We start from the raw sequence: 26,455 nt of genomic DNA, 5'->3' as shown, positions 1-26,455 counted from the left end.
CGCATTTACTGACCACCATAATCGAGAAAACTGTGTTTTAGGTTACCGAGCCACTGTAAAAAACCATTCCAAAGCGTGATCTCTGTCACGCTTTCTTACTACGAAACGCCGATCATCAACCGCCAGACCACGCTAACAAACTGATAATCATCCATTTTTTCTGCCAGTGACAGGTTTGTGAACCGAATCACAGCACCAGCGGCACTGGAACCCATATCATCCTTTCTGTCCTTCGCGGAAATGAATTCCCGAATGGAGCGACAGGTTTAACCGAACTGAACTATTAAACTAGTCGTTAAAGAATCACGTATTATCTACGATGTATTGGCTAATAAACGGAATTAGAGAGTGACGACGCTATGAACATCTTTGAAAAGCTTGGCGAACTAACTTCCAGCAACCGCGGCTATCATGACGTAGCAAGAGAACTGGAACGACTCCGCAATTCTGGAAAGCCCGTTTCAGTAAAGTTCGAAGGCGAAGGCCGCTCTTACTCAAGCCGGATCACCGCATTTAATCGTGATCACAAGATTTTTGTGCTGGACAATATATTCCCCCCTGCACCCGGGGAAACATTTAAAAGCGGTCGCATGGTGACAATTTCCTCCACAGACAACCAGAAGACAATCTCGCTGACAAGCGTCTGCATTGAACCCTTGGTTGACAGCCAGGAAATGGGCTACGAAATGAAAGTCAGCAGCTCACTCACCGTTGTGGAGCTTGAACAGGATTTCGATTTTGGTCTGCAACACATGAATTCCGTTTCCAGATCTGAAACTTCCATTCCAAATCGCAAGGTGGTAGGGCTCTAGCCTGAGACATCAGAGACATCACGCGGCCCGCAAACCCGAGTGCTGCCTGGTCGCCGTTCAGCAGTCCCGCCTAGGGCGGGATTGCCTCACAAGCAGCGAGAAAACGTCCCCTACCGATTTGGCCTCTGATCATCCTCGTCACTGATTCTGCGCAAGCGTCCGTAGATCATTTCCTCAACAAACTCTACACACTTGAATTCCAGCAACTGCATGTTCTCGTCAAGCCTGCGGTAAAGCGGAAACCTGATTTTCCAAGGCCGGGTGTAGACGTTGGGGTCTTCCAGCGTTGCCTCATACAATAACGTATCCGGACCAGTATGCGTGTAACGCTCGGTCACTCGCAGCGCATCAGAGTGATGATTACCCGCATGGTCCAGCCAGCTGTCAGGCATCTGATCGGTAACGTCAATTACCAGTGTGTCGCCCTCGAAGTGGCCTCTGGAGTGCCCCATCCAGCTCAACACCGGTGCCTCGAAGTCAGGCCGATTCATGTAAACAATCCGACTGGCACTGGCAAATTCATAAGCCATGATAAGGTGATCAGGTGACTGGACGATCTGAAAGGGAAAAGGCAGATAGTTCGCCCTGGGTACGCCAGGCATGTAGCACTTCACATAGGGATCGCGAGCCAGCCACTCTTGGCGGTTCTCCTGCTGCCTGAGCCGGGCCTCAGCCGTATAGGGAATTCCACCACCGACCACGATCCCCAACCCTGCTGGCGCCGCGCCCCAGGCACCCAGTTCAGATAGAGGCGGGAAATCAGCTGCATGGGGTTCAATATCCCAGTGAGCAGCCCCCATGGTCTGCCAGATTCCATTGAAATCCGGACTGCCGTCGGCTGTTCTGGGCGGCTCGAATGGCACCGCCGCCTGCGCGGAACAGACCAATGAAAACAGCATCAGGATAGACTGCAGGTTTCCCCGCAAATTGGACATTCTCATCGCAACCACCTCGTCGCTTTTCTTGTTTTATAGTTATCAGGCTGTTTTCGTTATCCGGAATTGATTGCTTTTTCCGGACCCGGCATCTGGCCAGCAGTGGTTTTCGCCTTGAAAGCAAGACTGCATCGATTCTAACACAGCGACAGAGCGCGTCCATGACGACGAGAAGGCCGCCCTGAATAACGGTCAACTCGGCCTTGTTTCACCTCGTAGCCAGCCGGATTCTCCCTAATTAAGGTCCCAAAGTGGTCCGCAACTGCTGCTATCGATGGCATCAGCAGTCCCCTATAGCGCGCATACAGGTTGGCTGCCCTCCTCCCACTGCCCTCCCTGATTTGGTCCAAAAACTCAGACACCGTCCAGCGTGTAGGAGCATCAGGGCGGTGAAATTAAGCCCTCAGTTGTATTAAACCTCCAACTCCTTTAGGCTCACCGACTTTTCATCAGGCAACTATCCTGGCCGGGCCGCAGCCCGGCAATGGCAACGACATTCTATGGCTTCCTCGCGTATCTGGTCTCTGGGACCGCTGCAAATTCGTATCAACTGGCTCATACTGGCCTGCGTGCTTTTCGCCGTATTCGGTCTGCTAAGGCTCGGGCTCTGGCAATTAGGTCGGGCTGGAGAGAAACTGGCGGCACAGGAAGTCTTTGAGCAGCAGCAACTTTTGACTGCCCGCCCGATTGAAGAGATCGAACTAGAGGCTCAGAACCCCGCGGAGTTGCGTAACCTCCATGTGGCTCTGCAGGGAGAGTATGTGAATCAGCGGGCCATCCTGGTGACGGCACAGTTCTTCGAAGGCCAGATCGGCTATGAGGTGGTGACACCCTTTCAACTTGAAAATTCCAGCCGCCTGGTGCTGGTAAGCCGCGGCTGGACCAGCGGCATCCTGCCCCCTAACACGCCCCCGAACCTGCGTCCCGTGGAGGGACCGGTGCAACTGAAAGCACAGATTTACGTGCCTGCTCCCGATGAACGCATTCTCCCCAGTCAGATCGACGCCGGCAGCTGGCCCCTGCGTGTTCGAAGCATCGAAATGGATGTCCTGGAGAGTATCTTTGGTGAGCCACTATTCCCCTATCTCGTGCGCTTGACGGAAGAACAACCCGGCATGCTGGTGCGGCACTGGCCGGAAACCAATGTGGACATCGATACGCATCTTTCCTACGCCCTGCAATGGTTCACCTTCGCTGTGATGATCGCTATTGCAGCGTTATTTGCCAGCAGCAACCTGCTTGCCCTGATGCGCGACCCGGAAACAAAAGATTTCCAGTAATATCAACAACCTGGAAACACGCCGTCAGAGTTGATCGCGACCTCCTCCTGCTCCTCTCCGCTGTCCTTGCAGCTGCATCCGGCAACGACCCTGAAATTCACGACACAGTCGTTCTAATCGTGCCAATCTCGTGATATCTTTGAGGGCTATTCCGGATGGCTGTCAGGCTCCTGCAAATTCCATGGCCTGCGCAACCTGATGGAAAAAGACCGGAATCCAATAGACCAGACTGGATTAGACTGATTTGAATCTAGCACGGGGAGACAAACTCATGCCCATCACTCGCTTCTTGAAAGTTACCGGCCTGATGGCGCTGGCAGCATCAGTGCTCTGGCCAGTCGCCAGCATGGCACAGAATGCCGGACAGGTTACATTTCACAAGGATATCGAACCCATTCTGCAACGCAGTTGCCAGAACTGCCACCGCGAAGGTGGTGTGGCGCCCATGCCGCTGGTGACCTACGAGCAGGTAGCGCCTTTCGCCGGACTGATCGAATACAAAACTGCTTTGCGAGACCGTGCCGGGGCCATGCCGCCCTGGTACGTGGAGAAAGATATCGGCATCCAGGAATTCAAAAACGATCCGTCGCTGACCGATGAGGAGATCAGCGCAATTTCGGTCTGGGCCCGTTCCGGGACCCCCAAGGGTGATCTGGCCGATGCGCCGGCACCGCTTGTTTTCGATGACAGCGTCAAGTGGACTCTCGGCCAGCCGGACCTGGTAGTGTCGACTCAGGACTTCTCGATGGAGGCCGGTCGTCCCGACTGGTGGGGCGAGCTGGCGCGGGTACCGCTGGGCCTGGAAGAAGATCGCTACGTGAAATCGGTGGAAATCGTCGAAGTCAATGATGTACCGAGCGCCGGAACCGGTAGAGAGACTGTCGGTGGCCGGTACATATTTCATCACATGATCTGGCGGACTGAGGTGCACGACGAGAACGGTGACCCGACAGCTGATGGCACCGTGAGCTGGCCGGTTCACGAGGTGGGGCGCAACCCTGACATCTTCGACCCGTCAAACGGTCGTCTGCTGCGAGCCGGTTCGGTTTTTGCTACCGACTCGGTCCACATGCATTCCAATGGCCGCGACACCACAGGCCATCTGGAGATCGGATTCAGCTTTCATCCCCGGGGATATGAGCCGGAATTTGAAACGGCCCGATTCGGCCTTGGCAATGGCGTCGATATCAGCATCGCTGGCAATGAAAAAGATCAGGAACTGCATGCCTACACCGTGCTGGAAAATCACACCAAGCTGATCACTTTTGAGCCTCACCTGCACGCCCCGGGCGAGCGTATGTGCCTGGAAGCCATCTGGGGCTACACAGTAGAAACTCTCTCCTGTGTGGGCTACGACCATAACTGGGTACGCGGTTATCCGTTCGCCGACAACTATCAGCCCATCCTGCCGAAAGGCACGATATTGCACATTGTTGGCTACATGAATAACACCGAGTCCAATCCCAATGTACCTGACCCACGCAACTGGCAGGGGTCCGGCAATCGGTCTGTAACCAATATGTTCATCGACCTGGGTATCCGGGTAAAGCTTACCGATGAGCAGTTTTTCGCCGCCATGGAAGAACGACGCCAGGAGTTAAATCTCGGTCCGAATGACCATGTGATCGGCTGCCCGTTATGCCTTGCACCACTGGTAGCGCCGGTTCCTGAAACAACAGATTCCAGCGAAGAACTGACTGACGACGTGGCAGCTAACTGAACTGCCGTTTAACGATCACAATAAGTCCAAAAAACGCAAGGCTCGACTCATCGACCTTGCGTTTTTTTCGCCAGTATTTTAATAAGCGTCTTCGGGTGAACTAATCACCGACGAGGAATCGAGAACGCTAGAAAAAAGGAGAGAAGTCAATGAAACCAAGCGCACGGTTAAAGAGCGTCGTATTACTGCTGTTGCTGTCCTGCAGTGCTCTGGTGCTAAGTCCGACGGTCAATGCCCAGCTATCTTATCGTCAGGGCCAGCATGTTGAACCAGCCTACGAGGGCTGGCGTGAAAATGAAGACGGGACTTTCTCGTTCATTTTTGGTTATTTCAACGAGAACTGGGAACAGGAAGTCGATATACCTGTAGGCAATAACAATTTCTTCTCCCCGGGCGACGCCGACCGGGGCCAACCCACCCACTTTCTCCCGCGCCGCAACCGTTTTACCTTCGAGGTGGTGGTTCCAGCCGACTGGGGCGACCAGGAACTGGTCTGGGAGGTCACCTCCCCCAACGGCATCACCAAGCGTGCATTCGCAACCCTGGCTACCGATTACATCATAGACGACGTGGTGATTGCCTCCGAGACCGGTTCATTGGGTGCTGGCACCAGCAGTCCCGAATCGCGGTCCAATATCGCCCCGCAACTGACGGTGCTGGGCGATGCAGTACGAACGGTCAATATCGGCGAACCCTTGCTGATCCGAGCCCAGGTGCAGGACGACGGCATTCCCAAGCCACGTCGTTCACGCATCGAAACAGAAGAAGATCTGATTGAAAGAATGCTTAATCCGCCCAGTCGCGTCACCGTAGGAAAAAGAAATGGGCTGTTCCTGTCCTGGAATGTTTATCGAGGTCCTGAGCCGGCAGCTGGAGAAATTCAGGATGCGGTTGAGTTCGACCCACCCCAGGTGAAGCCGTGGGAAGACACCCGTACATCCGCCAACTCCCCCTGGGGTGCTCTGTGGCAACCGCCTGCCGTACCCGAAGACGGTATCTATGAAACAGAAGTCACTTTTGATACCCCTGGCACGTACATATTGTGGGGGCGAGCAGATGACGGTGGGCTTTACCATGATCAGTACATAACGGTGAATGTCAGACCCTGATAAAAAATACACGACCCCGAGAGAAAAAATAATGAATAAGAATAACGATCTCGGCGGCAAGGTGCTGGCAGGTTGGCTTCTGGTAACGGTACTGGCCTGTCTACCGGCCGGCCTGGCAGCCCAGGACTCCTAGCGGCAGGGTCAACAAATCGGGCCTGCCTACGGGTGGTTGTAGCAACCGCCGCCAATCCCCGAGGACGGCCTGTATGAGACCCGGATTACTTTTGACCAACCCGGGACCTATATACTATGGGGTCGGGCCGATGATGGTGGCCTCTACCACGATCAGTTCATCACGGTAAACGTCACCCCCTGAGCTGCAGACGCACACAAAAAAGCCCGATGAATTCAGCTTCATCGGGTTTTTTGTGTGCCTGTTGATAACGCCTAGCGAGGCTGCCCCAATACCGGGGCAAAGGGTGGCTCAAAGTTAGGATCGGGGGCGTCGCTGAACCGGATACCTCCGGGCTCGGGCTGCAGACCATTCAGATCGGGCATGCCCTGATGCTCCGCGTGCATCATTTCACGGGCCATCACCAGCGAAGGGGTTTCCGCGCCCGGACCGAAGGCAAAACTGAAGCTGCCTTTTACCAGACGGTCACGGGCATCCAGAATCGCCCAACTGACCGAGTAGTAATCGGCCTGTTGCAGTGCGGGCACTGGCCAGGCGTATTGGGTTCCAGGACCGGGCCGGTAGCGGAATCCGATATCCACCCAATCACGCTGGTTGTCATAAATCACCAGCTTGACAAGTTCCACGGGCTGATCGAATTGTAACTGCACCGCAGTTGGCGAGTTGACCAGCACCGCATCATTCAGGGGTACCGTTTCTGCTACAATACCGGCAATCGTGGCGCTCACTCCGAATTGAGGCCCGTCATGGCCCTGATGCTGCGCATCGGCCGTTGTCATACCCAACGACAGGCAGGCGAGTAACACAATGGTCGGCAGGAAAATTCCACCTCTGCGCCGGGACATAAACATAATAAGACTCCGCAATAGACTGGTAAGCTGTGCAAACAGGCATTCCGTGCATTCTACCGCCTCTTAACCCCAACGGAAACACTCAAAGTTCTAAGCCAAGAGACGTATTTACTATGCAGGACAGAGACTTACCTGAAATATTGAAACAACTGAGGAATCATCCCGAGCACCGGACATCATTTTCGGCGACCTGGACTCAGGGTCGCTCTGCATTTGGAGGCTTAAGCACCGCCATAGCTGTCTGCGGAATCACTAAATTACTCCCGGAGCCGCAGCCTATCCGGTCGCTGATGGTGTCTTTTATCGGCCCGATCCCACCTGGTGAGGTGGTCGTGGTACCCAGGGTCCAGCGTCAAGGTAAAAATGTCACGCAACTGGCCGCCGACTTGTTGTCCAATGGCGAGTTATGCCTGCAGATCATGGCAGTATTTGGAAACTCGCGAAACTCCCTGACAGTGCCTGCGGCACCGGCCTTCAATCCAGAACCGCGGGACCTGCAGCGGGGGTTCCAGCGTAATACCACTGCCCCGCCTTTTCTGCGCTATTTTGAGGGTGCATGGACCGGTGGCGGCATTCCATTCAGTGGTGAAAAAGACCATCGACTGGGAATCTGGGCCCGACACCGCAGCGACATGAGAGATTTTCCTATCGAGAAAATCATCGCCCTGGCGGATATTCCCCCTCCGGTAATCCTCTCTCACTACACGGAGCCCGGGGTGCCGGCAAGTTCGCTCACCTGGTCTCTGGAGTTTGTCAAAGAACCGGAGTCAATCAGCGACGACTGGTTCTATCTTGACTACCAGATAGATCATGCCGCGCACGGCTATACCCAGCAGTCCGGGAAATTGTTCACGGAACAAGGAGATCTCTGCGCCCTGTCCCGCCAATGCATGGTTTACTTCGACCAGCGGGTCCACAAACCAGCCTGATGGGTGGTTAACGGAACTCAAAACCCTGTTCGGCAAGAAATGCTTTCATATGCGGTCGTGACTTTTCAGACAACAGGGTCGCGACCTGCTCGCTCCAGCTTATACCATGACCACCGCCAGTGCGGGTCCGATAGTACTCCCGTACCGTCTCGTCATAATCAGCTATTGCTTCAGCATCTCCGACCTCGTTATAAACATCTTCTTTCACGATCACCGACTGCGGCAGGCGCGGTTTTACCTCAGGATTCTGATCGGGATAGCCGAGACACAGACCGAATACGGGATAGACGCCGCGGGGTAGTTGCAGCAGATCGCTGACTTCTCGAGGGTTATTCCTGATACCACCGATATAGCAGATTCCCAGCCCTACCGATTCGGCCGCCGTCACCAGGCTTTGTGCCATCAGGGACGCATCCACAGTCGCAATTATGAAATGTTCGGTATAGTCGCCCTCAAAGGGTTTACCGTATTGATGGCAGTAGTTACCTGCCCGTTTCAGGTCGGCACAAAAAACCAGGAACTCGGCCGCTGATTCCACATAAGGCTGGTTGCCCGCCAGGCGGGCCAGCTGTGACCGCGCTGCAGATTCTCGCACCCGGATTACCGTGCTGCCCTGCAAAAAGCTGGATGTGGCGGCAGCCTGCCCGGCTTCAATTAATTGCCGAAAAAGAGTTTCCTCGATCGGCTGCGACGTAAACTTTCGAATGCTGCGATGGGACTTCAACAATTCTATTACCGAGCTCATAGTGTGCTTTCTCCGGAATCTCTGGGTGAAAAATAAAGAGCCTCTGATTGATTTCCGCAATCGGCTGCGAGGGCTGTCGGGCGCAGCTGCGAGGCGTCGTGCGCAGAGGAATAATCACTCCCCTGCCAGCGGGGTTGTCTGAGGGCCAGAGCGTTGCGGTAATTAATCAGAAGATCCATAAGTTATTTTAAAAGCGAATCCAGGAACGCCGGCACTACATCATTGGCCAATTTGGTTTCGGCATTGAACAGTACCACCAGCCCGAGATCTCGTTCCGGCACCAGTGCCACCTCTGAACGAAAGCCCCTCACACCGCCACCGTGATGCACGATGCGCAGCCCCCGGTAATCGAAGACCCGCCAACCAAGTGCATAATAGGCTTTCTCCAGCCCCGGCCAGCGATTGAAATAATTGCCGCGCGGCGTCTCCACCACCGGCTCGTGCTGCTGTCGCAGGAATGACTCGGACAATACAGCGGGAAATCCACCCAGATTGGCACGAGCCCAGATTGCCATGTCCACCACACTGGCGTTGATTCCCGCCGCCGGTGTAACGCTGTAGTAGGCCGGATTGTGGGTTGTGCTCCGCCAGGTGCCGCGCACCAGTCGATGCGGTGTGGTGGCATCGGAACTGCCGACGAAACTTTCCAGGCCAGTAGACGCATGTTCCATACCCAGGGGTCTGAAGAGCTCCTCGCTGAGGTACTCTTCATAGCTTTTCAAGGTCGCTATCTCTACGACGTCAGCAATAAGAGAAAACACTACGTTCTGATAACCATAGCACCGACCTGGCGGACACACAGTGGGAATTTCGTGAAATTTTTCCAGGATGCTTTCATAGACTACGCCAGCATCCAGCATGTTCGAATAGGCATGGGGCATCAGGCCGGTGGTATGGCTTACAATGTTTCTTAACGTGATAGCGCGGGAGGCACTTCCGGTACCAATCTGCAACTGTGGGAGCACGTCCGTAATCGGCGCCTCCCAGGCCTGCGGGTTCGCGCCGACGACCAGGGATGCCACTGTGCCGGCAAAGGTTTTGGATACTGACGCAATCCGGAACAGGGACTGTTCAGTAATAGGCAGATGATCGTCGGCACTGCGCTCGCCCCAGGTCTGAATGTCAAGCGTCCGCTCCCTGGATACCAGGGCCACGGCAGCTCCTGGTAGATTCTGCTCGGCAATCTGTTGACTCAGCCACAGCAGAAATCCATCCAGGTCCGGTCGCTGTTCAGCATCGGTAACGGAGTCTTCGAGGTAAAGCTGGTAGGGCTCCTGCTGCGCATTAAGCGTTGCTGATAAAAAAAACAGCAAGGTGGCCAGCAGCGCGACTCCCGACGATAGCGATCCGAATTTCATAAACCTCAAGTTGTGCTTACCCGCTTGATCGTCGATGGTCCCTGCACGGCCATAGTCTTTGCCGTGCAATAAAAAGCGGCTCAATGATACACGCCGCAGTCGCTGTAACAAAGCCCGCGACCCTCGCTCAAACGAATTGAGAAGGGACCGAAATTTACTGGAAAGAAATCTCAGACCAGGTTGCGCGGTACCCCGGCCGACATGTGCCGGTAGCCAGACCCGCCGATGCCGGGATGGGCTGCGCAAGGAATTTGCACGACAGGTTGCAACCGCACTTCACAGGAGTCTGGATCGCATCAGGAATCACAACCAGAGGCAGGCGCTAAACTGTGTGAGATGAGAGGTGAGAGGTGAATCGAAAAAAGCCGGCCCGGGATGAAATCACCAGGCCGGTGCTTCGAAGAATTGCTGCAGCAGGCACAGCCCCATAGTCACCGTATCAGGGAGGCGTCAATGGCTCATGAAACCAGCACCAGCAACCGGCGATGCTCCCGCCATACGGTCAGTGCCACCAGCCTGCCGGCGGCAGCCAGTTCCTGCCTGAATTGTTGCAGATCCGCGATAGCCTCACGGTTCAGCTCGATGATTATGTCGCCTTCTCGCAAGCCCGCTTGCCAGGATCGACTGTCAGGATCCACACCAACCACAGCTACGCCATCCATTTGCGGCTGGCTGGCCGTGCCCATGGCGTCCCGCAGAGTTGCACCGGCGAATCTGTCAATGCCGGGCTCGCGGCTGGCCGCGGCCACGACTCCCTCGTCGCCAGCGATGGTAGCGGTCAGATTCAGCGCCTCACCACCGCGCACTATACCCAGTTGCACAGCTTCTCCGCGTCGGATCAGACCTATCCGGTTGCGGACATCGCGGCCATTTTCAACCTCCTTGCCGTTAACGCGGACTATCACATCATAGACTTCGATGCCCGCCGCCTCCGCCGCGCTGTCGGCCAGCACGCCGGCAACCAGCGCCCCTCGCTGGGTACCCAGCTTCAGGGCCGCAACGATTTCCGGCGACACATCGCTGATCTGTACCCCCAGCATGCCACGCCGCACCTCGCCATCCTGCTCCAGTAAATGGACGACCGCAGCAACCATATTAGCGGGCACCGCAAAACCGATACCATCGCTGCCACCACCATTGGCGCTGATAATCGCAGTATTGATTCCCAGTAACCGACCTTCCATATCTACCAGTGCACCACCGGAATTGCCCCTGTTGATCGCCGCGTCGGTCTGGATAAAGTCTTCATAGTTTCCGTTGTCCAGGCCCGCCCTGCCAAGCGCGCTGATGATACCGGATGTAACTGTCTGGCCCAGACCAAACGGGTTACCAATGGCGACCACAAAGTCCCCTACTTCGGCCTTGTCACTGTCCGCGAATTGCAGTGCCTTCAGGTTGGATGCCTGAATCTGTAACAGCGCAATATCGGTCTTCTGGTCATGGCCGACCAGAACCGCCTCAAAATTGCGTCCATCCGCCAGGGTCACGCTGATCGAGTCCGCGTCGGCAACTACGTGCTGATTGGTAATAATGAACCCCTGTCCGGCATCGACAATGACCCCTGACCCGGCGCCCTGTCGCCTCGGCCTGCTTTCCTGTTCCGGAATCAGCAACCGGCCGTCAGGCTCCCGGTCGCCGAAATCAAAGTAGCGCCGCATTGACTCAGGGAACTGACCTGGCAAAGGCGCGCGTAGATTCTGCCCAACCGCTTCCGTCACCCTGATACTCACCACGGCCGGCGTTACCTCTTTCAGCATGGGCGCAAGCGAGCTGCTGCCGGTTGCCGACGCTGGCGAACCCAGCGCGCTGGCCATGGACAGCCAGGCGGCCACCGCCACCAGGGCAAGCGCAACGATACAGCGACTGAAAATCTGTCTGGTGCTCATACTCTTCTCCTTCGTCTATTCACAATTAACCGAGCCCCGGTACCTCTGCGAAGACCCCCGCCATTGAAGACCTGAGTCAGCATCGGCAATACCACTGCCGGTCGCCGACAGGATTACCTGCTGTCTGGAGGCGTACCAAGGACATGGGAAGCAGATTAGCCAGGTTCAATTTGAGAGTCCTGAATAAAGGCGGAAGAAAATATCCAGAAAAGCTGAAGACGGAGCTGAGGAAGACTGGCGCTATGGAAAAAATCTCCCAACTGTGTTTTCTTATCCCTCGTGTAACCGTTCACTGGGAATGAATGGATGCCATCGGCTTCGGGGGCCCGACCGTCAGCTTCGACTCGGCCCCCAACGCCGGCGCCGCCCCGGAGCAGCGCCGCGAGCCTGGCTTGCCACTCTGGAGAAATATCCTAATTACTGATTATTTATCATAAGGTTAGGCGCATAATGTCAGAGACAACATTACCGCAAAAAGAAACTCTAAGCGTAGCCCTGCAACACCCTTTCCTGCTTGGTGACTGGCGCATAGAACCCGCCCTGAATCAGCTTTCGAGCATTTCCGGAACCTCATGCCAACGCAATCTAGAGCCTCGACTCATGCACCTGCTGTGCTTTCTGGCAGCGAACAGCGGTCTGGTAGTGACCCGCGAGCAGCTCAGCAATGAACTCTGGCCCCAGGTCATTGTGACCGACAACTCCCTGACGCGAGCCATCAGCGAGCTCAGAAAGCAGTTGCAGCCGCCGCTTCAGGAAAGTGGATGCCGCAAAGACTATCTTCAGACTGTTCCGAAGCGAGGTTACCGGCTCCTCCTACCGGTTGGCACGATCACGCCAAGGGACGACCTGGAAACCACGGGGTGGATAGCCGGCATCCCCTTACTGTGCGGTTTAGCGAGGCCTGGCGTCCGCAGAGGCCAGGCATTGCTTGCCGCCTGCCTGGTGAGCAGCTGGTTGAGTTTCAGCTATTGGAGCGCGAGTCACGAGCCCGCAGCCGGCCCGTCGTTAGCAGACTTCGACCGGCCCGGCGATCGGGTCATCACCGAGCAGCAGCCCTTACAGGGTCGCCTGGTCAGCCTCAGCACGCTGAATTCGTTTGACGAACCGGCCGGCCAGAACAGAACCGTCGCGATATCACCGGACGGCTCGACAGTGGCTTTCCTGCGTTATGAATACGGATTGTCGCGTCTGTACATGGCTGAGGCCGGTTCCGATGGCGGGCCATTGGTCCTGTTCAGCAGCGAAGACTACCTGTACAACCTGCAATGGTCACCGGTGGGCAATGCCATTCTGTTTGCCCGGCAGCCCGCCACTGTATCGACCACACTGCTCGACGCCCCCCGACAGAGCGTTGATCTGGTAATGCTGGACATTGATACGCTGACACTCAAAACCCTGATTGACAACACACCTGAACCAGCAGGTCCTGGCGCCGCAGTCTGAGCACGGGAAAAGCTTGACATTCGGCACAGCAGCGCGGGTTATTCGCTGTGAGTGAGAGGGCCGATAACGGTGGATAGATAAACGGTAACTGCCAGGACCAGCAGGCCGACAACTGTTTCCAGGGCAATGCTGCGGCGTAATTGATAAATACCTCCAGGGCTTTCCAGCTTCGGTACGAGCCACCAGCGATTCAGTGCAGCCAATGACAACATGACCGACACCAGGGCCGTTTTCAGCAGCAGGTTGAGGCCGTACGCCGAGCTGAACAGCTCCCCTGGAGATGCGATCAGGTTTACTACCAGCAATCCCGCCGCTGCGAGCAATACACTGACCATCACCGTAGCACGGCGACTGAACTGACCCATGATAAACCGCACCTGGCCAGGCTCGAACTGGTGGGTCGATCGCAGCAATGGGACCAGCGAGCCCAGCCAGAGCGCTACGCACAGTACATGCAGGATAATAGCGACCCGGGCTGCCAACCCCAGGGGCGCCGTGTGCCCGGTAGCCTGAAAGGATAACAATAGAATCAGCACGGCTATTCCGTTGAGCCGATAGAAAAACCGAAAGAAGGCCTGCCCGGGAGGCCTGGTGAGTCGTTTCAGATAGCCGATTGTAAAAAGCTGTCCAAGCACCAGCGTCAGGAAAATACCCATCCGCAGCAGGCTGGTTTCACCAACACCGAGATTCAGATAAAAACTGATCAGGCCCCAGTTAAACATGCCGGTCAGACCGGTGTTACTGGCCGCGCCCACCTGGGCGAGAAAATAAAAGATGACCCCGTGGAATCCCAGCAATGCCCCTGCGAGCGTGAACAGCACACTCCACTGCAGGCCCCGGCGACTGTGGTCCGCGAGTATCCACACCGAAGCGATGCCACCGGCAACGCCAGTGACACCCAGATACCAGCACAGTTTGCTAAGCAGGCTAACGATTTCCCAGGTAGACAGAGACGCGAACATTGCCTGGTTAGTGGGAGTGTGACCCGCCTTCGGCGTGATGACCACCGTGCTCTTCCTCGGCGTTGGGGTCGACACTGAAACCGAACTCGCCAGTTACCGTATGACCATCCTCGCCGATTGCCGCCCAGCCAACTGTGTAGGTGCCTGCCCCAAGATGCGCTACAGGCAACAGGTAGTCATCAGTCGTGCTGGACTGAGGCCGGAAGCCCAGATCGATTGCACTGCCGGTCTGATCAGTCACGGTAAACCGCACCAGATTGACTGCCGCCGTAAACTGGAGACGAATCTGCTCAGGAGCAGCCCTCATAACAGCGCCATCGGCCGGGTGGGACTCTTTCAGCCCGGTGTGGGCTTGAACGGTAGATAAAAACCCAAAAAGTGTCGTGATAAGGGCCAGACTTCGGGCGACATTCTGCCAGTGACTGAATTGGTTCCTCACGGTAACCTCCAAGTTAATCTTAAAATGATTCGAACGGGTTCAGGAACCTCTGGTTGATTGCCGCAGTGCTCGGCGCCAATCAACTAGAGGCTACTTATTATGTCACCGGTCACTCTGAATGAATACTGAGCAGCTTCCTGACAACAACGCCCCGCTTATATCCGCGACCTGCCTACGCCGGTTGCGCGGCACCAAAGCCCCGACCGCCATTTCTTTTTTTATCTTATTTTTCAATAGGTAACAGAGCAATAAGGGCAGGCCTGCGGTACCAACAACGCCAGCTTCTAAGCGCAGGCAACAGGCCTGAAGCCCCCTGCGACATATTGTCGCAAACACCTGAATTCGCGTTTCACACGGGCAATCATCGAATTGGACTCTGCCAGTGCTGGCGGTTGATTTATTTTGCCCCAGGGCTTAGCTTACGACTTCCTGCTGCTTGCCTGCTTATTTTTTCAGCGCATCCCGGTCCGACATTAACTATGACCTCACTGCCATCGGACAACCCGACTTACCTTCAGCTAGAGCAGGCGTTTACGGCCGACGACATCAAACAACTGGTTGATCACATCAAAGCCAGTGGGGAACTGGGCCGGTCACCGGTATATGAGGCACTGCTGGACTACCTGTTAAGGTGCTCTCTGGCCGGGAAGGTCCCGAAGGAAATAGAAATAGCGGCGGATGCCCTCGGCAAAGGCTCCGATTACGATGTATCCCGAGACTCCTCGGTACGTGCGTACGTTCACCAGCTACGCAAAAAACTCGATAGTTATTACGATTCTCACCAGGCGGAAGCACCCTACCGGATAGTAATTCCCAAAGGGCAGTACGCCATAGCGGCGGTCGACAACCGGCCAGACGCTGCTGTACCCGCCCCGGCTCGACCGGCAAGCAGTCGAGTCAGCATGCGAGGACTCGCCCTGACTGTCATTCTGCTATTTCTCGCCAACCTGGTAAGCCTTTCGTTAACCCGCAACGCCGATCGTATCCCGCCGCACGCTCCTCCCCTGGTTTCGTCGATCTGGGAAAACCTGCTGGACGACGATCAGCCTATCATGCTCGTAATGGGAGACTATTACATTTTTGGAGAGCTGAACGAACGGGGAAATATCGGCCGCATGGTGCGGGATTTCACTATCAACTCCAGAAACGACCTGGAGGAAAGGCACTTCAGCGACTGGGAAACAACACACAATTATCAGGATCTCGATCTCAGTTACATGCCGGAAGGAAGTGCCTATGCCCTCTCCAGGATAATCCCGATCCTGAGCGCCAGCGGAAAGCACTTTCAGGTGGTCATGATGTCCGATCTGACAACCATCGAACTAAGGGAAAACCATATTATCTATGTGGGTTACTTGTCCGCCCTCGACAAACTCAGCGACATGGTCTTCGCTGCCTCCAACCTGCAGATCGGTCGCAGCTACGATGAGTTATTGAATACTCAGACCGGCAGGTATTACACCAGCGACGCCGGTTTACCGGAAGAAGGGCAGCAGTTTCGAGATTACGGGTTCTTTTCGACTTTTCCAGCCAGTAGCGAAAACCAGATACTCATTGTCGGGGGCATGCGCGATGCCGGACTCATGTATACAGCCCAGGCACTCTCCGATCAGAGTACACTGACGGAACTGGACAGCCTGTTAATCAATCCCGCCAGCAGCCTCGAAGCCCTTTATGAAGTCTATGGCGTGGACCGCATGCATTTCGACGGCCGACTCATCTACAGCGACAATCCCGACCCGACACTTAAGTGGCGACAGAGTCTGACCGACAGAAATTATTGATACGAGAGCAATATACTGCAATGCGAACTCGACTCGGCGCCTTATCGCGCACCGTCATAATAATGCTGGCCGTGACGTTTTTATCCGCTTGTTCTGAATCTGACAGGAACACTGCTCCGGTTGCAACGGGAATATTGAAAACCAGAGAATACATTATTACCCTTTATGCCGCTCCCGCCGGCCCTCTCTACTCAGTTCAGGATCTTGATGGCACAGTCCTCGAGAAGGATATCAACATGGAAACCATGGGAGCTTCTGATTAACTATTGAGTCTGGCTATAGCGATGTATCGGCAAGCGTACCAGTCTGTCAAAAACCTGCCAGCGCTATTACTCCGCCGGAGTCACATACCATAGACAATCACTTCGGGCTATTTCCAGATTGGAAGTAATCATGAAAAGCTTTTGATTGTGCCGCGGAAACAACCCGCCGCCCTCTTCACGGTAGAGCGCCGTGAAATGATTTTTTCGCTCAGCATCAAACGCTGCCATCTTACTCATGGCCTCCGGAGACACCCAGCCAAGCAGTGTGTCGGGTGTGACAAGGCCGAAATTAAGATGCTCGATATCCCTGATAAGCGTAATGTCTGAACCCCGTACATGAGATTCCGCGCAGCATATTGTTGTCGCCTGATGCATTTCCACCCGCATGGGATTAACGAACAGCTCTATACCATAATCCCTGGTCTCTTCCGCGAACAACTCTTCCTTGCTGAAATAGCGTGACACCCCCTCCAGGGCAATCCGATCAGCCACGGATTCGAATGAGCCACCGCATTCAATAGTGACAACTGGCACTCTGGCCGTGTTGGTTTCCATCAGAGCCCCCAACCGCAGATCTGTCACTACCAGGCGATCGCTGAACAGCGAGACGATCTCGTCGTGCTTTTCATCGTAGCTGGTTGTTACGCCAAATGACGGCCCTTCTCCCGAGGTATTGTGCATATCGACGACCGCCTCCGGATTCAGCCGAAATATTTCATCCAGCAGCTGGGCACAGACAGGCCCCTGATCATCGACCTCAAAAGGTGGTAAAAAACAACGATTATAGTCCCGCTTACCAGGAACCTGACGGTGGGTGAACAATGGCAGCAGAGCCGCGGCTTCCGTCGCTATCAGGTAGCAATAGATGTCCACCGCCGGATCGCAGCCATGCTTTAACAGCTTGTGCAGAGCCCGCATGCCTGACGGCTCATTGCCGTGCAATAGCGTAACCAGTACACGGCAACGGCTGGAGTCCTTCCCCTTCAGCCTGATGCGGCTGGGACCCGGCAGAAACGCCAGAAACTCCTCTATGGTCTCGCCAATATCGTCGCTTATTGAACTGTCGAAGTGATGAATGAGGGAATTGCTTTCAGTCTGTTGAAACATCGCTTTACTTTTGATCCCTGTCTACTTCAGGAGGAGGTCAGTCCCATTCTGAAACCGGTTTATTAGCTGTACTCTGCTCGTAGTAGTGATCGAGCAAAAGACGGCAGGCGGTTCTGCTGTCATGCTTACGACGCAGCGCATCATATTTCTGCAACTGCCATTCCGCACCGCTCAAACCGCGGTCAATACGCCTCTCTATGACACCCAGGTAGCGGTCAATTTCACTGGTTTCGACACCGATTGACTGCAGCCCGGCGTAGGCCACCGGCAACAGGCGTTGCAGCAGTTCCAGCACCGGCGCATCGCTGAGTTGGGACGCATCGGGGTCAGGCCAGAGAATGCGACTGTGGACACCAAACTCCGCCGCCCGGTAAAAATTATAGTTGGCATAGGAAAAAGGCAGCGCGGTGATAAGTCGGTTTATCTCCGGGCGCAGACCTTCGGTCAGACCTATCGCCAAAGCGGCATTGGCCATCATATCCACTACACTCGGACCGGATGGCAGGGCTCTCAGTTCGATACGCAAATGCCCGCCGGATGCATCGTCATAGATCGGCCTGTTCCACAACCAGACAGTGCTCTGTTGCAGGCGCAGCTCGGAAAGTTTTGGCATCCCCCCTGTTGCTACTGTAGCCAGGCTGTCTTCGTCGTCCAGAATAGGCAGCAGCACAGGATACAAATGTACTGATTCGGCAAAAAGATCAAGAATCCCATTTCGTACCCAGCCATTGCCAAAGTTAACTCTCGGCAGCTGATGCCAGGGAGCATTCATCAGCAGTTGCTCTTTTCTTGTATCGATGGATTTCTTGAATAGAGGAATTCTGGTCTCATGCCACAACCGCTCGCCGAATGCGATGGGTGAATTACTGGCTATGGCCAATACCAGTGGCGTCACCAGCTGTAAGGCATTAAAGGTATCGGTGAATGCCTCGGGATCGACACGATAGTGAACCTGAAAAGATGTATTGGCGCCTTCGAGGGTAATATCATCGATCTCCAGATGCAGCTCATCCTGCCCCTTGATATGAATCTTGAACAACCCGCCCCGATCACGCTTCAGGCGATTGGCCAATGCGTGATAGCGCGGCACATCTGTCATGGTCTTGTTGTTAAAGTCCACGGTACGGAGAGTCGGCAGAATTCCGATCGGTACTGCGCGACCATCTACACGCTCAGCGCACTCTCTCACCTGCGCCATAGCACCGAGAAGTTCGTCCTCGCTGCGCGAGAATGGCCTGTTGTTCATGGCGAAGGGAGTCAGGTTATATTCCAGATTGAACCGGTTGAGCTCCAGAGTCAGCTGCGGGTTCCCCATCATCCGCTGTATTTCCTGGTTCTGGCAAAGGGCATTACCCTCGCTGTCGATCAGATACATCTCCAGCTCGGCACCGAAAGACCCTTGGCCTTTGCCGAAACCCGGCCGTTCAAGCAGTCGCCGCAGCGCTTCCAGATTCTCCCGCAGACGCGCTGAGAAGCGTAGGTAGTCTTCACTCTCGAATTCAATTTTCTCTATCGATCGGCCCATGGGGTGATTCCGCGCATCATTTCAGGCACAGTGATAATACTGTCTTTTGTCGATATAACGAAACAGAAGCTTTTCGACTTCTTCCTGCATCTCTTCACGCTGATCATGCAGTTGCTGAACCTGCCCGTCCTGCTGATCGAACTGCCGGGCAAACAGCGACTCGTCGGGGTAGATCGTCGCTATTCTGTTGAAAAAATTCCGCGGCATTCTGAACAATCCGATACTGACCGAATGCAGTTTCGATGCGTCCAGTCGACTGAAAACATCCTCGAAAAGACGCGCGTAGTTGTGCTGAAAATCCGGACTGTAAATCAGCGGCTCAAACCGCAGAGCCACTGGCCAGCCTTGCTGCTGTAATCTGGACAGCGCCTCAAGCCGCTTGGGGATAGAGGGTACACGATGCTCCCAGCGCTGATAATCCTCTTCGGGCATAAAGCTCATGGCTATGACACAGTTCTGCAGCGGCCCGCGCTGCAGCAGGTCGCGTACCTGGGTGCTCTTGGTACGAATCTCCATGATGAGGTCTGGCTGCCTGGAAAACCACTCCACGAAGTAACTGATAAACCTGCTCACCGGCTCCAGCGCCAGACTGTCGCAATCATAGCCACTGTAGAAAACTGCCTGTTTCTGTTCCGCACCTGCCACGGCAATCTGCTGCGCAAACTCCTCATAATTCGTGAAGAGCACATAATGGGCTGACTGATACATCCCCTGCAGAAAGCAATACCGGCAATCGTACACGCAGTTAAGCATATGAGAAAAGTAGTAGCTTGATGGCGCGCGAAATCCGTATCCGGACGGCGCCGGCAGAACCAGCCTGCCATGTTTTTTGGCCAGAATCAGGGCGGGGTTACGTTTCTGCAGCCGAAAATTCTGCGCTCGACGATTAAACACCTCGCCGTATCTTTCAATTGGCACCACAGGTACGTCTCGAATCCTCCCAAGAATTTCCTCAACCCGGGGCGTATCACGCACTTCCTCTTCGATGTAGATGCAGGAAAACTTCATAACAGCGGTATCAGCCCCTGCACCTTTTCCAGCAACTCTTTGCCGTCACTTATCGGAGCGTGCGTCAACTTTCCCAGCAAATCAACTCCCCCAAGCGCATGATACCTCCGATAGCTCGATTCAAGCTGCACACGCTGGCTGGCAGTCAGCCTGACCAGTGCCGCGAGTTGGTGAAACTCATCAGGGAGCGTATACAAGCCATTATATTCGTTCGACAATAACGCCAGATTCCCAATCAGACGATCAATAATTCCCAGCTGACCCTCTACCCACCCTACAATTTTCTTTTCGGTCACCTCAACGACAGGAGATTCCCGATTATCGGATATGATTTTAAAAAGCTGGATCAGCTCCGCCGTTACAAAGCGGTTGGCGACCGCCACAAATACACTTCCTTCCATGTCATATGCAACATCGTCATCATAGCTGAGCTGTGGCTGTTCTACAGTAACAAGCGCCGAAGACGGACAGTCCGCGGGAACGACCAGGGGCGGATAGGCGACGCGGCCGCTGGCCAGATCAGTCACACGGTTTATCCGCACCCCATCTCCCAAAGTACGGTCACCGTGGCCTGCTATGCCTATGTTCAGCCAGGCGGCCTGCCGGTTTGACTGCTGCTGCAGGCCAGCAAGGTAACCGCAGGCACCGGCCATCGCTGTCTTTCCCACACCACTGATGAGCAGCGTGAGCCCCCTGCCGTCGGAATAAATGCGCATTCCACCGCGGGATACTTCCTGTTTCAGGCCAAAATACCGAACCAGGGGGCGTGCCTCGCACGCGAGCGCAACCACCAGATTCACACTGCCCCTGGCGCCGGACTCAGTCATAACGCTGAGAAAACACAGAATTGTGGTCAGCGGGACTTTTCAATGGGGTGATCATTCGACGATAGAACTCTGCCTGCTCCGGCTTTCCTCTCTTCAAGGCGCCATTGATCAGGATCTCACACTTGCTCACTAACATTGCTTTAGCGGACCGATATTGGCTCCGGTCAAGAATTCCGGACTGGAGTATTTTCTGCAGCGCAGAAACTCGAAAACGATCCATACCCCAATGCTGCGTCGACAGCTGATCAGCGTTTCCGCCGTACTTGCGTAATAACGGCTCATTCACAAACAGCACGGGATAGCGCGCACAGATTCGCAGCCACAGATCATAGTCCTCGCAGGCCGGCAGGGTCTCATCGAACCCTCCCACCCTCTCAAACAGATCCCGCCGCAGCAATACGGAGGAAGGGGAGATCGCGCACAGCGGCAGGCACCTCTCGAAGATATGACCGCCGGCCTTGGCGTGCTTGCGCTTGGGATTGACATGTCTGCCATTGCGTATCCAGAATTCATCAGTATGACAAAGCAGCATGTCCTCTTGCTCGATCGCAGCCATTTGCTTTTTTAACTTGTCCGGCAACCACTCGTCATCCGAGTCAAGAAACGCGAGCCAGCGACCCTGACTGTTTGCCACTCCAGTGTTGCGCGCACTACTGACACCCTGATTGAGCTGCTTAATATAGCGAACCGTTGGATAATTCCCACGCACCAACTCGGCAGTGCTGTCAGTGGAGCCATCGTCAACTACTACGACTTCCATCGGCAGCAGCAACTGAGCGAACACTGAATCAAGCGCTCTCGCCAATACGCGGGCTCGATTGAAAGTTGGAATGATAACGCTGATGTTGTTGCTGGTGATAGGCATACGGGTTAAGCCCGGTTATCCTGGCGCCTGGGTATTGATTTCCGCTAAGGGTCGTGCCGTTGCTGATCAAAGCAGCAGGCTTGAGGTGGTCGGCAATCTCGCATGGCCACGGCACGAGACACGAATTTTGGCGAGACTGGTGACAAACGTACCGGCCTCGCTTTACAAATTCTTCACCGTGACACTTCAGCTGTCGTACCTGGCCAGCTCCTTGCGAGCGACTACGCGACGGTGCACTTCGTCGGGCCCGTCGGCCAGTCGCAGAGTACGCTGACTGGTCCACAGGGCGGCCAGCGGAAAATCCTGCGAAACCCCGGCCGCCCCGTGCATCTGGATGGCCCGGTCGATCACCCGTAACGCCATATTGGGCACAGCCACTTTAATCTGCGAAATGGCGTCCCGGGCAGCCTTGTTACCGATAGTGTCCATCAGGTAGGCAGCCCTTAATACCAGCAGTCGGCACATGTCGATCTCTATACGGCTGTCTGCAATCACATCGTAATTCCCACCCAGTTCTGCCAGGGGGCGCCCGAATGCCTCACGACTGAGGGAGCGCCGGCACATCAACTCGAGTGCTTTTTCCGCGGCGCCTATAGAGCGCATGCAATGGTGTATACGCCCCGGACCCAGACGCCCCTGGGAAATTTCGAAGCCCCTGCCACGGCCCAGAATGATATTGGATTCCGGAACCCGTACATTATGAAATTTAATATGCATATGGCCATGGGGGGCATCGTCTCGCCCGAAAACTTCCATTGGCCTCACGACTTCCACGCCCTCTGCATCCATCGGCACCAGGATCTGCGACTGGCGACTATACTTGGGAGCATCAGGATCGGTGATAACCATGACTATCATTATCTTGCAGCGAGCATCCCCGGCGCCGGAAATGTAGAACTTCTCTCCATTGATTACCCACTCATCGCCATCAAGCACCGCAGACGTGGAGATATTGGTTGCATCTGACGAGGCCACGTTGGGTTCAGTCATGGCAAACGCTGATCGGATCTCGCCTGCCAGCAGCGGCTTCAACCATTGCTGTTTTTGCTCCTCTGATCCGTAGCGTTCCAGGACCTCCATGTTGCCGGTATCCGGCGCGCTGCAATTAAACGCTTCTGATGCCAGCCTGCTCCGCCCCATAATCTCAGCAAGGTGAGCGTATTCGAGATTGGTGATACCCGCACCACCCTGACTTTCCGGCAGGAAAAAATTCCACAGCCCCATATTGCGGGCTTCTGCTTTGAGCCCGTTGAGTATTTCTTCCTGGCGCGGCGTATGCGACCAACGATCACCGACTCCTACCTCGTCCTGGTATTCCTGCTCAACCGCCTCAACCTTTTCATTAACAAAGGTGCGAATTTTTTCCCTTATCTCCGCCATCTCATCAGACAGCCCCAGATTCATCATATTCGTATTACCTCAATAACTGATTCGCTTAGCTGGCAATTGTACCACCACCGTCTACCACCAGCGTTTGACCGGTAGTAAAGCTTCCAGCCGCCGAGGCCAGATAAATGGCAGCCCCGGCAATCTCGTCCGGCTCACCGATACGCCTGAGCGGGTAGTGTTTTACCGTGGCAGCATAGGTTTCGGGATTTTCCCACAGTGCCCTTGCAAAATCAGTTCTTACCAGCCCTGGGGCGATGCAGTTTACCCGTATGTTCGCGGGGCCCCACTCAACAGCCAGATTCCGGGCGATCTGCATATCAGCCGCCTTGGAGATAGCATAGGCGCCAAGCTTGTCGGTGCCTTTCAAACCACCAATGGAGGAAACGATAATGACAGCACCCCCGCCCCGCTGCGCCATACCCGGAATCACCAACTGGCAAAGTTTGTGGACACTGCCGATATTTGCGTGCATGACCTTGTCGAACGCAGCGTCTGGAATTTCCTGTATTGGTCCATAATAGGGATTAAGAGCAGCATTGCAGACCAGAATATCGATGGGGCCCAGCAGCTCAATGGTTCGGGTAGCTAGATTTTGCAATTGCTCCTTGTAATTGATGTTACAGGCGATTGCGACTGCCTCACCACCTGCCTGGCGAATCTCGTCGGCGACTTCTTCACAGGCATCCTGGTTCCGGCTGGAAATTACCACCCGGGCACCCTGCTCGGCCATGCGCACCGCAATAGCCTTACCAATACCCTTGGTCGATCCGGTTATCAGCGCGACCTTGTCAGTTAAATCAAATAAACTCATAGTTGCCTCTTTCTTGATTTCAGGAGCCTCTGATTAATGGCTCATCCGGCACCGTAACCGCCAGGAGACCGGGATTAGCAGATCGGGGCTGACTGTGTGATTTAATTCGGCGAATCAAGCCAGGACCTGGCACCCTTGCTGATGCTGGTGCCACCGTCCACCGGGATAACTGTACCGTTAGTATAGTTACCGGCACGAGAAGCAAGGTAGATTACCACACCAACAATTTCAGCCGGTTGACCGATCCGACCCAGCGGGCAGTCTGCCTCGATGTCCTGCTGATAGTTCGCCAGCACGTAATCGGTCATTCTGGACTCGAAAAATCCCGGCGCTATGGCATTGACAGTAATATGCCTGCTGGCCAGGTCCACAGCCAGCGTGCGGGTCAAGTGGTGCAGTGCTGCCTTGCTGGCCGAATAGGCGAACGTCGGCACTCGCTGCACGACCGGGACCTGCAGGCCATCCATGGAACCAATGTTGATTACTCTGGACGGATCTTCCCGTCTGCCGGCTTTTGCCAGCAAGGGAACCAGATCCCTGGTCAGAGAGAATACGCCATTCAGATTAGTGTTGATTACCTTGGCAAATCCCTCGTCCGGGTAGTCTTCAAGCCGCGCACCCCAGTTGGTTCCTGCGTTGTTGATCAGGATATCGAGCCCCCCGTCGGGCCCGCGATCACGCAGAGCAGTCAGCAGCCGCAGCCTGTCTTCCTTATCTGTCACATCCGCCGGTATTGCCAGACAATCACCGTACTGCCTCAACTCGGCTACTGCGGCATCGCACTTATCCTGGCTGCGCGATGAAATAGTCACCTTGACGCCATTCTGCAACAGTCCCTTGGCCATGCTAAAACCAAGGCCACTGGATCCGCCGGTAACCAACGCAGTTTTTCCCTGTAGAGAAAACAGGCCAGCCAGTGAAAAATCTTCCGTCATTCGCTTTACTCGTCAGCTATCTTTACCAGCTGCTTGCCGAAATTCCTGCCCTTCAACATACCTCGAAACAACTCCGGAGCGTTTTCAATACCCTCTCCGATTGATTCCCGGTACTTTATTTTTCCCTCGGCGACCCAGGCCCCCAGCTGCCTGGTTGCCTGCACCCAGCGATCAGTCCATTCCGTAACCACGAAAAATCGATGCTCTGGAACCGGGTCGAGTTTCTTAAGAATGTGAAACGGAGTTTCTGCCTTGGTGATATCCTCATCATTGTAATTGGATATGTATCCGCAAATTGGTACTCGTGCTCCCTCATTTAAAAGGGGCGCTACTGCGCGAGTGACATCGCCTCCCACATTCTCGAAATAAATATCCACCCCATCCGGACAGGCATTTTTCAGTGCCTGTTGCCAATTGTCAGATTTGTAGTCAATACAATCGTCAAATTTCAATTCTTCCCGCACATAACGACATTTCTCCTGCCCCCCCGCTATACCGACCACGCGCAGCCCCTTGATCTTAGCGATCTGCCCCACTACCGAGCCAACGGCACCGGATGCCGCTGCGACGACCAGGGTCTCGCCGGCCTTTGGCTTGCCCAGTTCCAGCAGACCGAAATAGGCGGTTCTACCCGGCATGCCTACCACTCCAAGATGGGCCTGTAATGTGCCGTTATTCAGATCGACTTTCATCAGTCGCGGTGAGTTATCATCTATTACCAGCATGGTCTGCCAGCCCGCATGGGCACAGACATAGTCGCCCGGTGCGAAATTCGGAGATGTAGACTGAATAACAACACCCGCGGATTCACCGGTCATGACGTCACCGATCTGGAGCGGGTCAGCGTAAGACTTTACATCGTTCATTCGACCGCGCATGTAAGGGTCGAGTGACAACCAGAGAACCTTGACAAGTACCTGGTTTTCCCTCAATTCCGGGACATCTACCTGGTCGATCCTGAAACAGCTGTCATCGGGCTCACCGACTGGGCGCTTAGCCAGCAATACACGGGTGTTCTTCATTATTATCCCCCAAAACAAATTTCGAAACGCAGTCTATCCCAGCTTAGGAAGTAGCAGCAACCCGCCGGATCAGACTGGTGGCTATCAGATCCAGCGCGATCGGCTGGCATTTACCACGGACATCCTTAGCAAGGGGGATATTTCATCCGCAATCACTTTAGCCCGATCAGAAATCCCCACCCTTGATGGTAACCAGATCAGCGACGTGGTTTTCGATCAGGTATTCAATGACACTGGCGGATACGGCACACTGGGGGATTGACGCAAAACGTGCCAACACGATTATACCGTTCAACACAATTCATGTTATCAACGCT

The 26,455-nt window shown here is 54.8% G+C and carries 25 protein-coding genes; 9 read left to right on the top strand and 16 right to left on the bottom strand.

The window, feature by feature from the left end; all coding sequences use genetic code 11:
- Positions 1-359: 359 nt before the first annotated feature.
- The gene (locus tag R3F50_15045) at positions 360-812 is read left to right on the top strand and encodes a hypothetical protein (protein MEZ5491617.1); all 453 of its coding nucleotides are present in this window, start codon (positions 360-362) and stop codon (positions 810-812) included.
- A 110-nt stretch (positions 813-922) separates the two neighbouring features.
- On the opposite strand, the gene R3F50_15040 is transcribed toward R3F50_15045, so the two are convergent.
- Positions 923-1,753 carry a hypothetical protein gene (locus R3F50_15040; protein ID MEZ5491616.1) on the bottom strand — a complete coding sequence of 277 codons (831 nt, stop codon included), beginning with the start codon at positions 1,751-1,753 and terminating at the stop codon, positions 923-925.
- 494 nt (positions 1,754-2,247) lie between these two features.
- Here R3F50_15040 and R3F50_15035 point away from each other — a divergent pair, with 494 nt between their 5' ends.
- The 3 genes from R3F50_15035 to R3F50_15025 all read left to right on the top strand — a co-directional run bounded on the left by R3F50_15035 (position 2,248) and on the right by R3F50_15025 (position 5,856).
- The gene (locus tag R3F50_15035) at positions 2,248-3,027 is read left to right on the top strand and encodes an SURF1 family protein (GenBank protein MEZ5491615.1); all 780 of its coding nucleotides are present in this window, start codon (positions 2,248-2,250) and stop codon (positions 3,025-3,027) included.
- Between the two features lie 271 nt (positions 3,028-3,298).
- Entirely contained in the window at positions 3,299-4,747 is a 1,449-nt protein-coding gene (locus R3F50_15030) for a hypothetical protein (GenBank protein ID MEZ5491614.1), read from the top strand.
- Between the two features lie 149 nt (positions 4,748-4,896).
- Positions 4,897-5,856: a hypothetical protein gene (locus tag R3F50_15025; GenBank protein MEZ5491613.1), complete on the top strand. Its 960-nt coding sequence runs from the start codon at positions 4,897-4,899 to the stop codon at positions 5,854-5,856.
- A gap of 387 nt (positions 5,857-6,243) precedes the next feature.
- On the opposite strand, the gene R3F50_15020 is transcribed toward R3F50_15025, so the two are convergent.
- The gene (locus R3F50_15020; GenBank protein MEZ5491612.1) at positions 6,244-6,834 is read right to left on the bottom strand and encodes a copper resistance protein CopC; all 591 of its coding nucleotides are present in this window, start codon (positions 6,832-6,834) and stop codon (positions 6,244-6,246) included.
- 119 nt (positions 6,835-6,953) lie between these two features.
- Between R3F50_15020 and R3F50_15015 the strand changes: the two genes are divergently transcribed.
- Entirely contained in the window at positions 6,954-7,769 is an 816-nt protein-coding gene (locus R3F50_15015; GenBank protein ID MEZ5491611.1) for a thioesterase family protein, read from the top strand.
- 7 nt (positions 7,770-7,776) lie between these two features.
- Here the strand turns inward: R3F50_15015 and nfsA are convergent, their stop codons facing one another.
- The 3 genes from nfsA to R3F50_15000 form a co-directional block, all read right to left on the bottom strand.
- Positions 7,777-8,514 carry an oxygen-insensitive NADPH nitroreductase gene (gene nfsA / locus R3F50_15010; GenBank protein MEZ5491610.1) on the bottom strand — a complete coding sequence of 246 codons (738 nt, stop codon included), beginning with the start codon at positions 8,512-8,514 and terminating at the stop codon, positions 7,777-7,779.
- A 182-nt stretch (positions 8,515-8,696) separates the two neighbouring features.
- Positions 8,697-9,956 (bottom strand): serine hydrolase domain-containing protein, encoded by a 1,260-nt coding sequence (locus R3F50_15005; GenBank protein MEZ5491609.1) that lies wholly within the window; start codon positions 9,954-9,956, stop codon positions 8,697-8,699.
- Between the two features lie 374 nt (positions 9,957-10,330).
- A complete protein-coding gene (locus tag R3F50_15000; protein MEZ5491608.1) occupies positions 10,331-11,758 on the bottom strand; it encodes a Do family serine endopeptidase in 1,428 nt (475 codons plus the stop codon).
- 450 nt (positions 11,759-12,208) lie between these two features.
- On the opposite strand from R3F50_15000, the gene R3F50_14995 reads away from it, so the two are divergent.
- Positions 12,209-13,201, top strand: coding sequence for a winged helix-turn-helix domain-containing protein (locus R3F50_14995; protein ID MEZ5491607.1), 993 nt, complete (start codon positions 12,209-12,211; stop codon positions 13,199-13,201).
- Between the two features lie 38 nt (positions 13,202-13,239).
- On the opposite strand, the gene R3F50_14990 is transcribed toward R3F50_14995, so the two are convergent.
- Positions 13,240-14,208, bottom strand: a complete 969-nt coding sequence (locus tag R3F50_14990; protein ID MEZ5491606.1) for a CopD family protein — start codon at positions 14,206-14,208, stop codon at positions 13,240-13,242.
- The gene (locus tag R3F50_14985) at positions 14,171-14,602 is read right to left on the bottom strand and encodes a copper resistance protein CopC (protein MEZ5491605.1); all 432 of its coding nucleotides are present in this window, start codon (positions 14,600-14,602) and stop codon (positions 14,171-14,173) included. Before R3F50_14985 ends, R3F50_14990 begins: the two co-directional genes overlap by 38 nt.
- A gap of 479 nt (positions 14,603-15,081) precedes the next feature.
- Here R3F50_14985 and R3F50_14980 point away from each other — a divergent pair, with 479 nt between their 5' ends.
- Together R3F50_14980 and R3F50_14975 are read left to right on the top strand one after the other, a co-directional pair.
- A complete protein-coding gene (locus tag R3F50_14980) occupies positions 15,082-16,386 on the top strand; it encodes a hypothetical protein (protein ID MEZ5491604.1) in 1,305 nt (434 codons plus the stop codon).
- 134 nt (positions 16,387-16,520) lie between these two features.
- Positions 16,521-16,649, top strand: a complete 129-nt coding sequence (locus R3F50_14975) for a hypothetical protein (GenBank protein MEZ5491603.1) — start codon at positions 16,521-16,523, stop codon at positions 16,647-16,649.
- A 66-nt stretch (positions 16,650-16,715) separates the two neighbouring features.
- Here R3F50_14975 and R3F50_14970 read toward each other — a convergent pair whose 3' ends face one another.
- From R3F50_14970 to R3F50_14930, 9 genes are all read right to left on the bottom strand, one after another.
- A complete protein-coding gene (locus R3F50_14970; protein ID MEZ5491602.1) occupies positions 16,716-17,756 on the bottom strand; it encodes a succinylglutamate desuccinylase in 1,041 nt (346 codons plus the stop codon).
- Between the two features lie 37 nt (positions 17,757-17,793).
- Complete coding sequence (locus R3F50_14965; GenBank protein MEZ5491601.1) at positions 17,794-19,281, bottom strand: glutamate--cysteine ligase; 1,488 nt, start codon at positions 19,279-19,281, stop codon at positions 17,794-17,796.
- Positions 19,282-19,302: 21 nt separating this feature from the next.
- Entirely contained in the window at positions 19,303-20,289 is a 987-nt protein-coding gene (locus R3F50_14960; GenBank protein MEZ5491600.1) for a DNA photolyase, read from the bottom strand.
- Entirely contained in the window at positions 20,286-21,089 is an 804-nt protein-coding gene (locus tag R3F50_14955; protein ID MEZ5491599.1) for a hypothetical protein, read from the bottom strand. Before R3F50_14955 ends, R3F50_14960 begins: the two co-directional genes overlap by 4 nt.
- A 19-nt stretch (positions 21,090-21,108) precedes the next feature.
- Positions 21,109-21,981 (bottom strand): glycosyltransferase family A protein, encoded by an 873-nt coding sequence (locus R3F50_14950; GenBank protein MEZ5491598.1) that lies wholly within the window; start codon positions 21,979-21,981, stop codon positions 21,109-21,111.
- A 186-nt stretch (positions 21,982-22,167) separates the two neighbouring features.
- Positions 22,168-23,385 (bottom strand): acyl-CoA dehydrogenase family protein, encoded by a 1,218-nt coding sequence (locus R3F50_14945; GenBank protein ID MEZ5491597.1) that lies wholly within the window; start codon positions 23,383-23,385, stop codon positions 22,168-22,170.
- Positions 23,386-23,416: 31 nt separating this feature from the next.
- The gene (locus tag R3F50_14940; protein MEZ5491596.1) at positions 23,417-24,181 is read right to left on the bottom strand and encodes a glucose 1-dehydrogenase; all 765 of its coding nucleotides are present in this window, start codon (positions 24,179-24,181) and stop codon (positions 23,417-23,419) included.
- Positions 24,182-24,282: 101 nt separating this feature from the next.
- A complete protein-coding gene (locus tag R3F50_14935) occupies positions 24,283-25,116 on the bottom strand; it encodes an SDR family oxidoreductase (GenBank protein MEZ5491595.1) in 834 nt (277 codons plus the stop codon).
- Between the two features lie 5 nt (positions 25,117-25,121).
- Positions 25,122-26,138 (bottom strand): NADP-dependent oxidoreductase, encoded by a 1,017-nt coding sequence (locus R3F50_14930; GenBank protein MEZ5491594.1) that lies wholly within the window; start codon positions 26,136-26,138, stop codon positions 25,122-25,124.
- Between R3F50_14930 and R3F50_14925 the strand changes: the two genes are divergently transcribed.
- Positions 26,128-26,400 carry a hypothetical protein gene (locus R3F50_14925; protein MEZ5491593.1) on the top strand — a complete coding sequence of 91 codons (273 nt, stop codon included), beginning with the start codon at positions 26,128-26,130 and terminating at the stop codon, positions 26,398-26,400. The genes R3F50_14930 and R3F50_14925 overlap by 11 nt on opposite strands.
- The last annotated feature ends 55 nt before the right edge of the window (positions 26,401-26,455 follow it).

The sequence above is a fragment of the Gammaproteobacteria bacterium genome (assembly GCA_041395725.1).
Lineage (GTDB): Bacteria > Pseudomonadota > Gammaproteobacteria > Pseudomonadales > Pseudohongiellaceae > NORP240.
The sequence above is the reverse complement of the archived record's forward strand: the minus strand, read 5'-3'. Positions and strand labels throughout refer to the sequence as shown.

Bases quoted from the DNA above. Each gene is read 5' to 3' on its own strand.
- R3F50_15045 (MEZ5491617.1), top strand. From the start codon at position 360: ATGAACATCTTTGAAAAGCTTGGCGAACTAACTTCCAGCAACCGCGGC.
- R3F50_15040 (MEZ5491616.1), bottom strand. From the start codon at position 1,753: ATGAGAATGTCCAATTTGCGGGGAAACCTGCAGTCTATCCTGATGCTG.
- R3F50_15035 (MEZ5491615.1), top strand. From the start codon at position 2,248: ATGGCTTCCTCGCGTATCTGGTCTCTGGGACCGCTGCAAATTCGTATC.
- R3F50_15030 (MEZ5491614.1), top strand. From the start codon at position 3,299: ATGCCCATCACTCGCTTCTTGAAAGTTACCGGCCTGATGGCGCTGGCA.
- R3F50_15025 (MEZ5491613.1), top strand. From the start codon at position 4,897: ATGAAACCAAGCGCACGGTTAAAGAGCGTCGTATTACTGCTGTTGCTG.
- R3F50_15020 (MEZ5491612.1), bottom strand. From the start codon at position 6,834: ATGTCCCGGCGCAGAGGTGGAATTTTCCTGCCGACCATTGTGTTACTC.
- R3F50_15015 (MEZ5491611.1), top strand. From the start codon at position 6,954: ATGCAGGACAGAGACTTACCTGAAATATTGAAACAACTGAGGAATCAT.
- nfsA (MEZ5491610.1), bottom strand. From the start codon at position 8,514: ATGAGCTCGGTAATAGAATTGTTGAAGTCCCATCGCAGCATTCGAAAG.
- R3F50_15000 (MEZ5491608.1), bottom strand. From the start codon at position 11,758: ATGAGCACCAGACAGATTTTCAGTCGCTGTATCGTTGCGCTTGCCCTG.
- R3F50_14995 (MEZ5491607.1), top strand. From the start codon at position 12,209: ATGTCAGAGACAACATTACCGCAAAAAGAAACTCTAAGCGTAGCCCTG.
- R3F50_14980 (MEZ5491604.1), top strand. From the start codon at position 15,082: ATGACCTCACTGCCATCGGACAACCCGACTTACCTTCAGCTAGAGCAG.
- R3F50_14970 (MEZ5491602.1), bottom strand. From the start codon at position 17,756: ATGTTTCAACAGACTGAAAGCAATTCCCTCATTCATCACTTCGACAGT.
- R3F50_14965 (MEZ5491601.1), bottom strand. From the start codon at position 19,281: ATGGGCCGATCGATAGAGAAAATTGAATTCGAGAGTGAAGACTACCTA.
- R3F50_14960 (MEZ5491600.1), bottom strand. From the start codon at position 20,289: ATGAAGTTTTCCTGCATCTACATCGAAGAGGAAGTGCGTGATACGCCC.
- R3F50_14950 (MEZ5491598.1), bottom strand. From the start codon at position 21,981: ATGCCTATCACCAGCAACAACATCAGCGTTATCATTCCAACTTTCAAT.
- R3F50_14945 (MEZ5491597.1), bottom strand. From the start codon at position 23,385: ATGAATCTGGGGCTGTCTGATGAGATGGCGGAGATAAGGGAAAAAATT.
- R3F50_14940 (MEZ5491596.1), bottom strand. From the start codon at position 24,181: ATGAGTTTATTTGATTTAACTGACAAGGTCGCGCTGATAACCGGATCG.
- R3F50_14935 (MEZ5491595.1), bottom strand. From the start codon at position 25,116: ATGACGGAAGATTTTTCACTGGCTGGCCTGTTTTCTCTACAGGGAAAA.
- R3F50_14930 (MEZ5491594.1), bottom strand. From the start codon at position 26,138: ATGAAGAACACCCGTGTATTGCTGGCTAAGCGCCCAGTCGGTGAGCCC.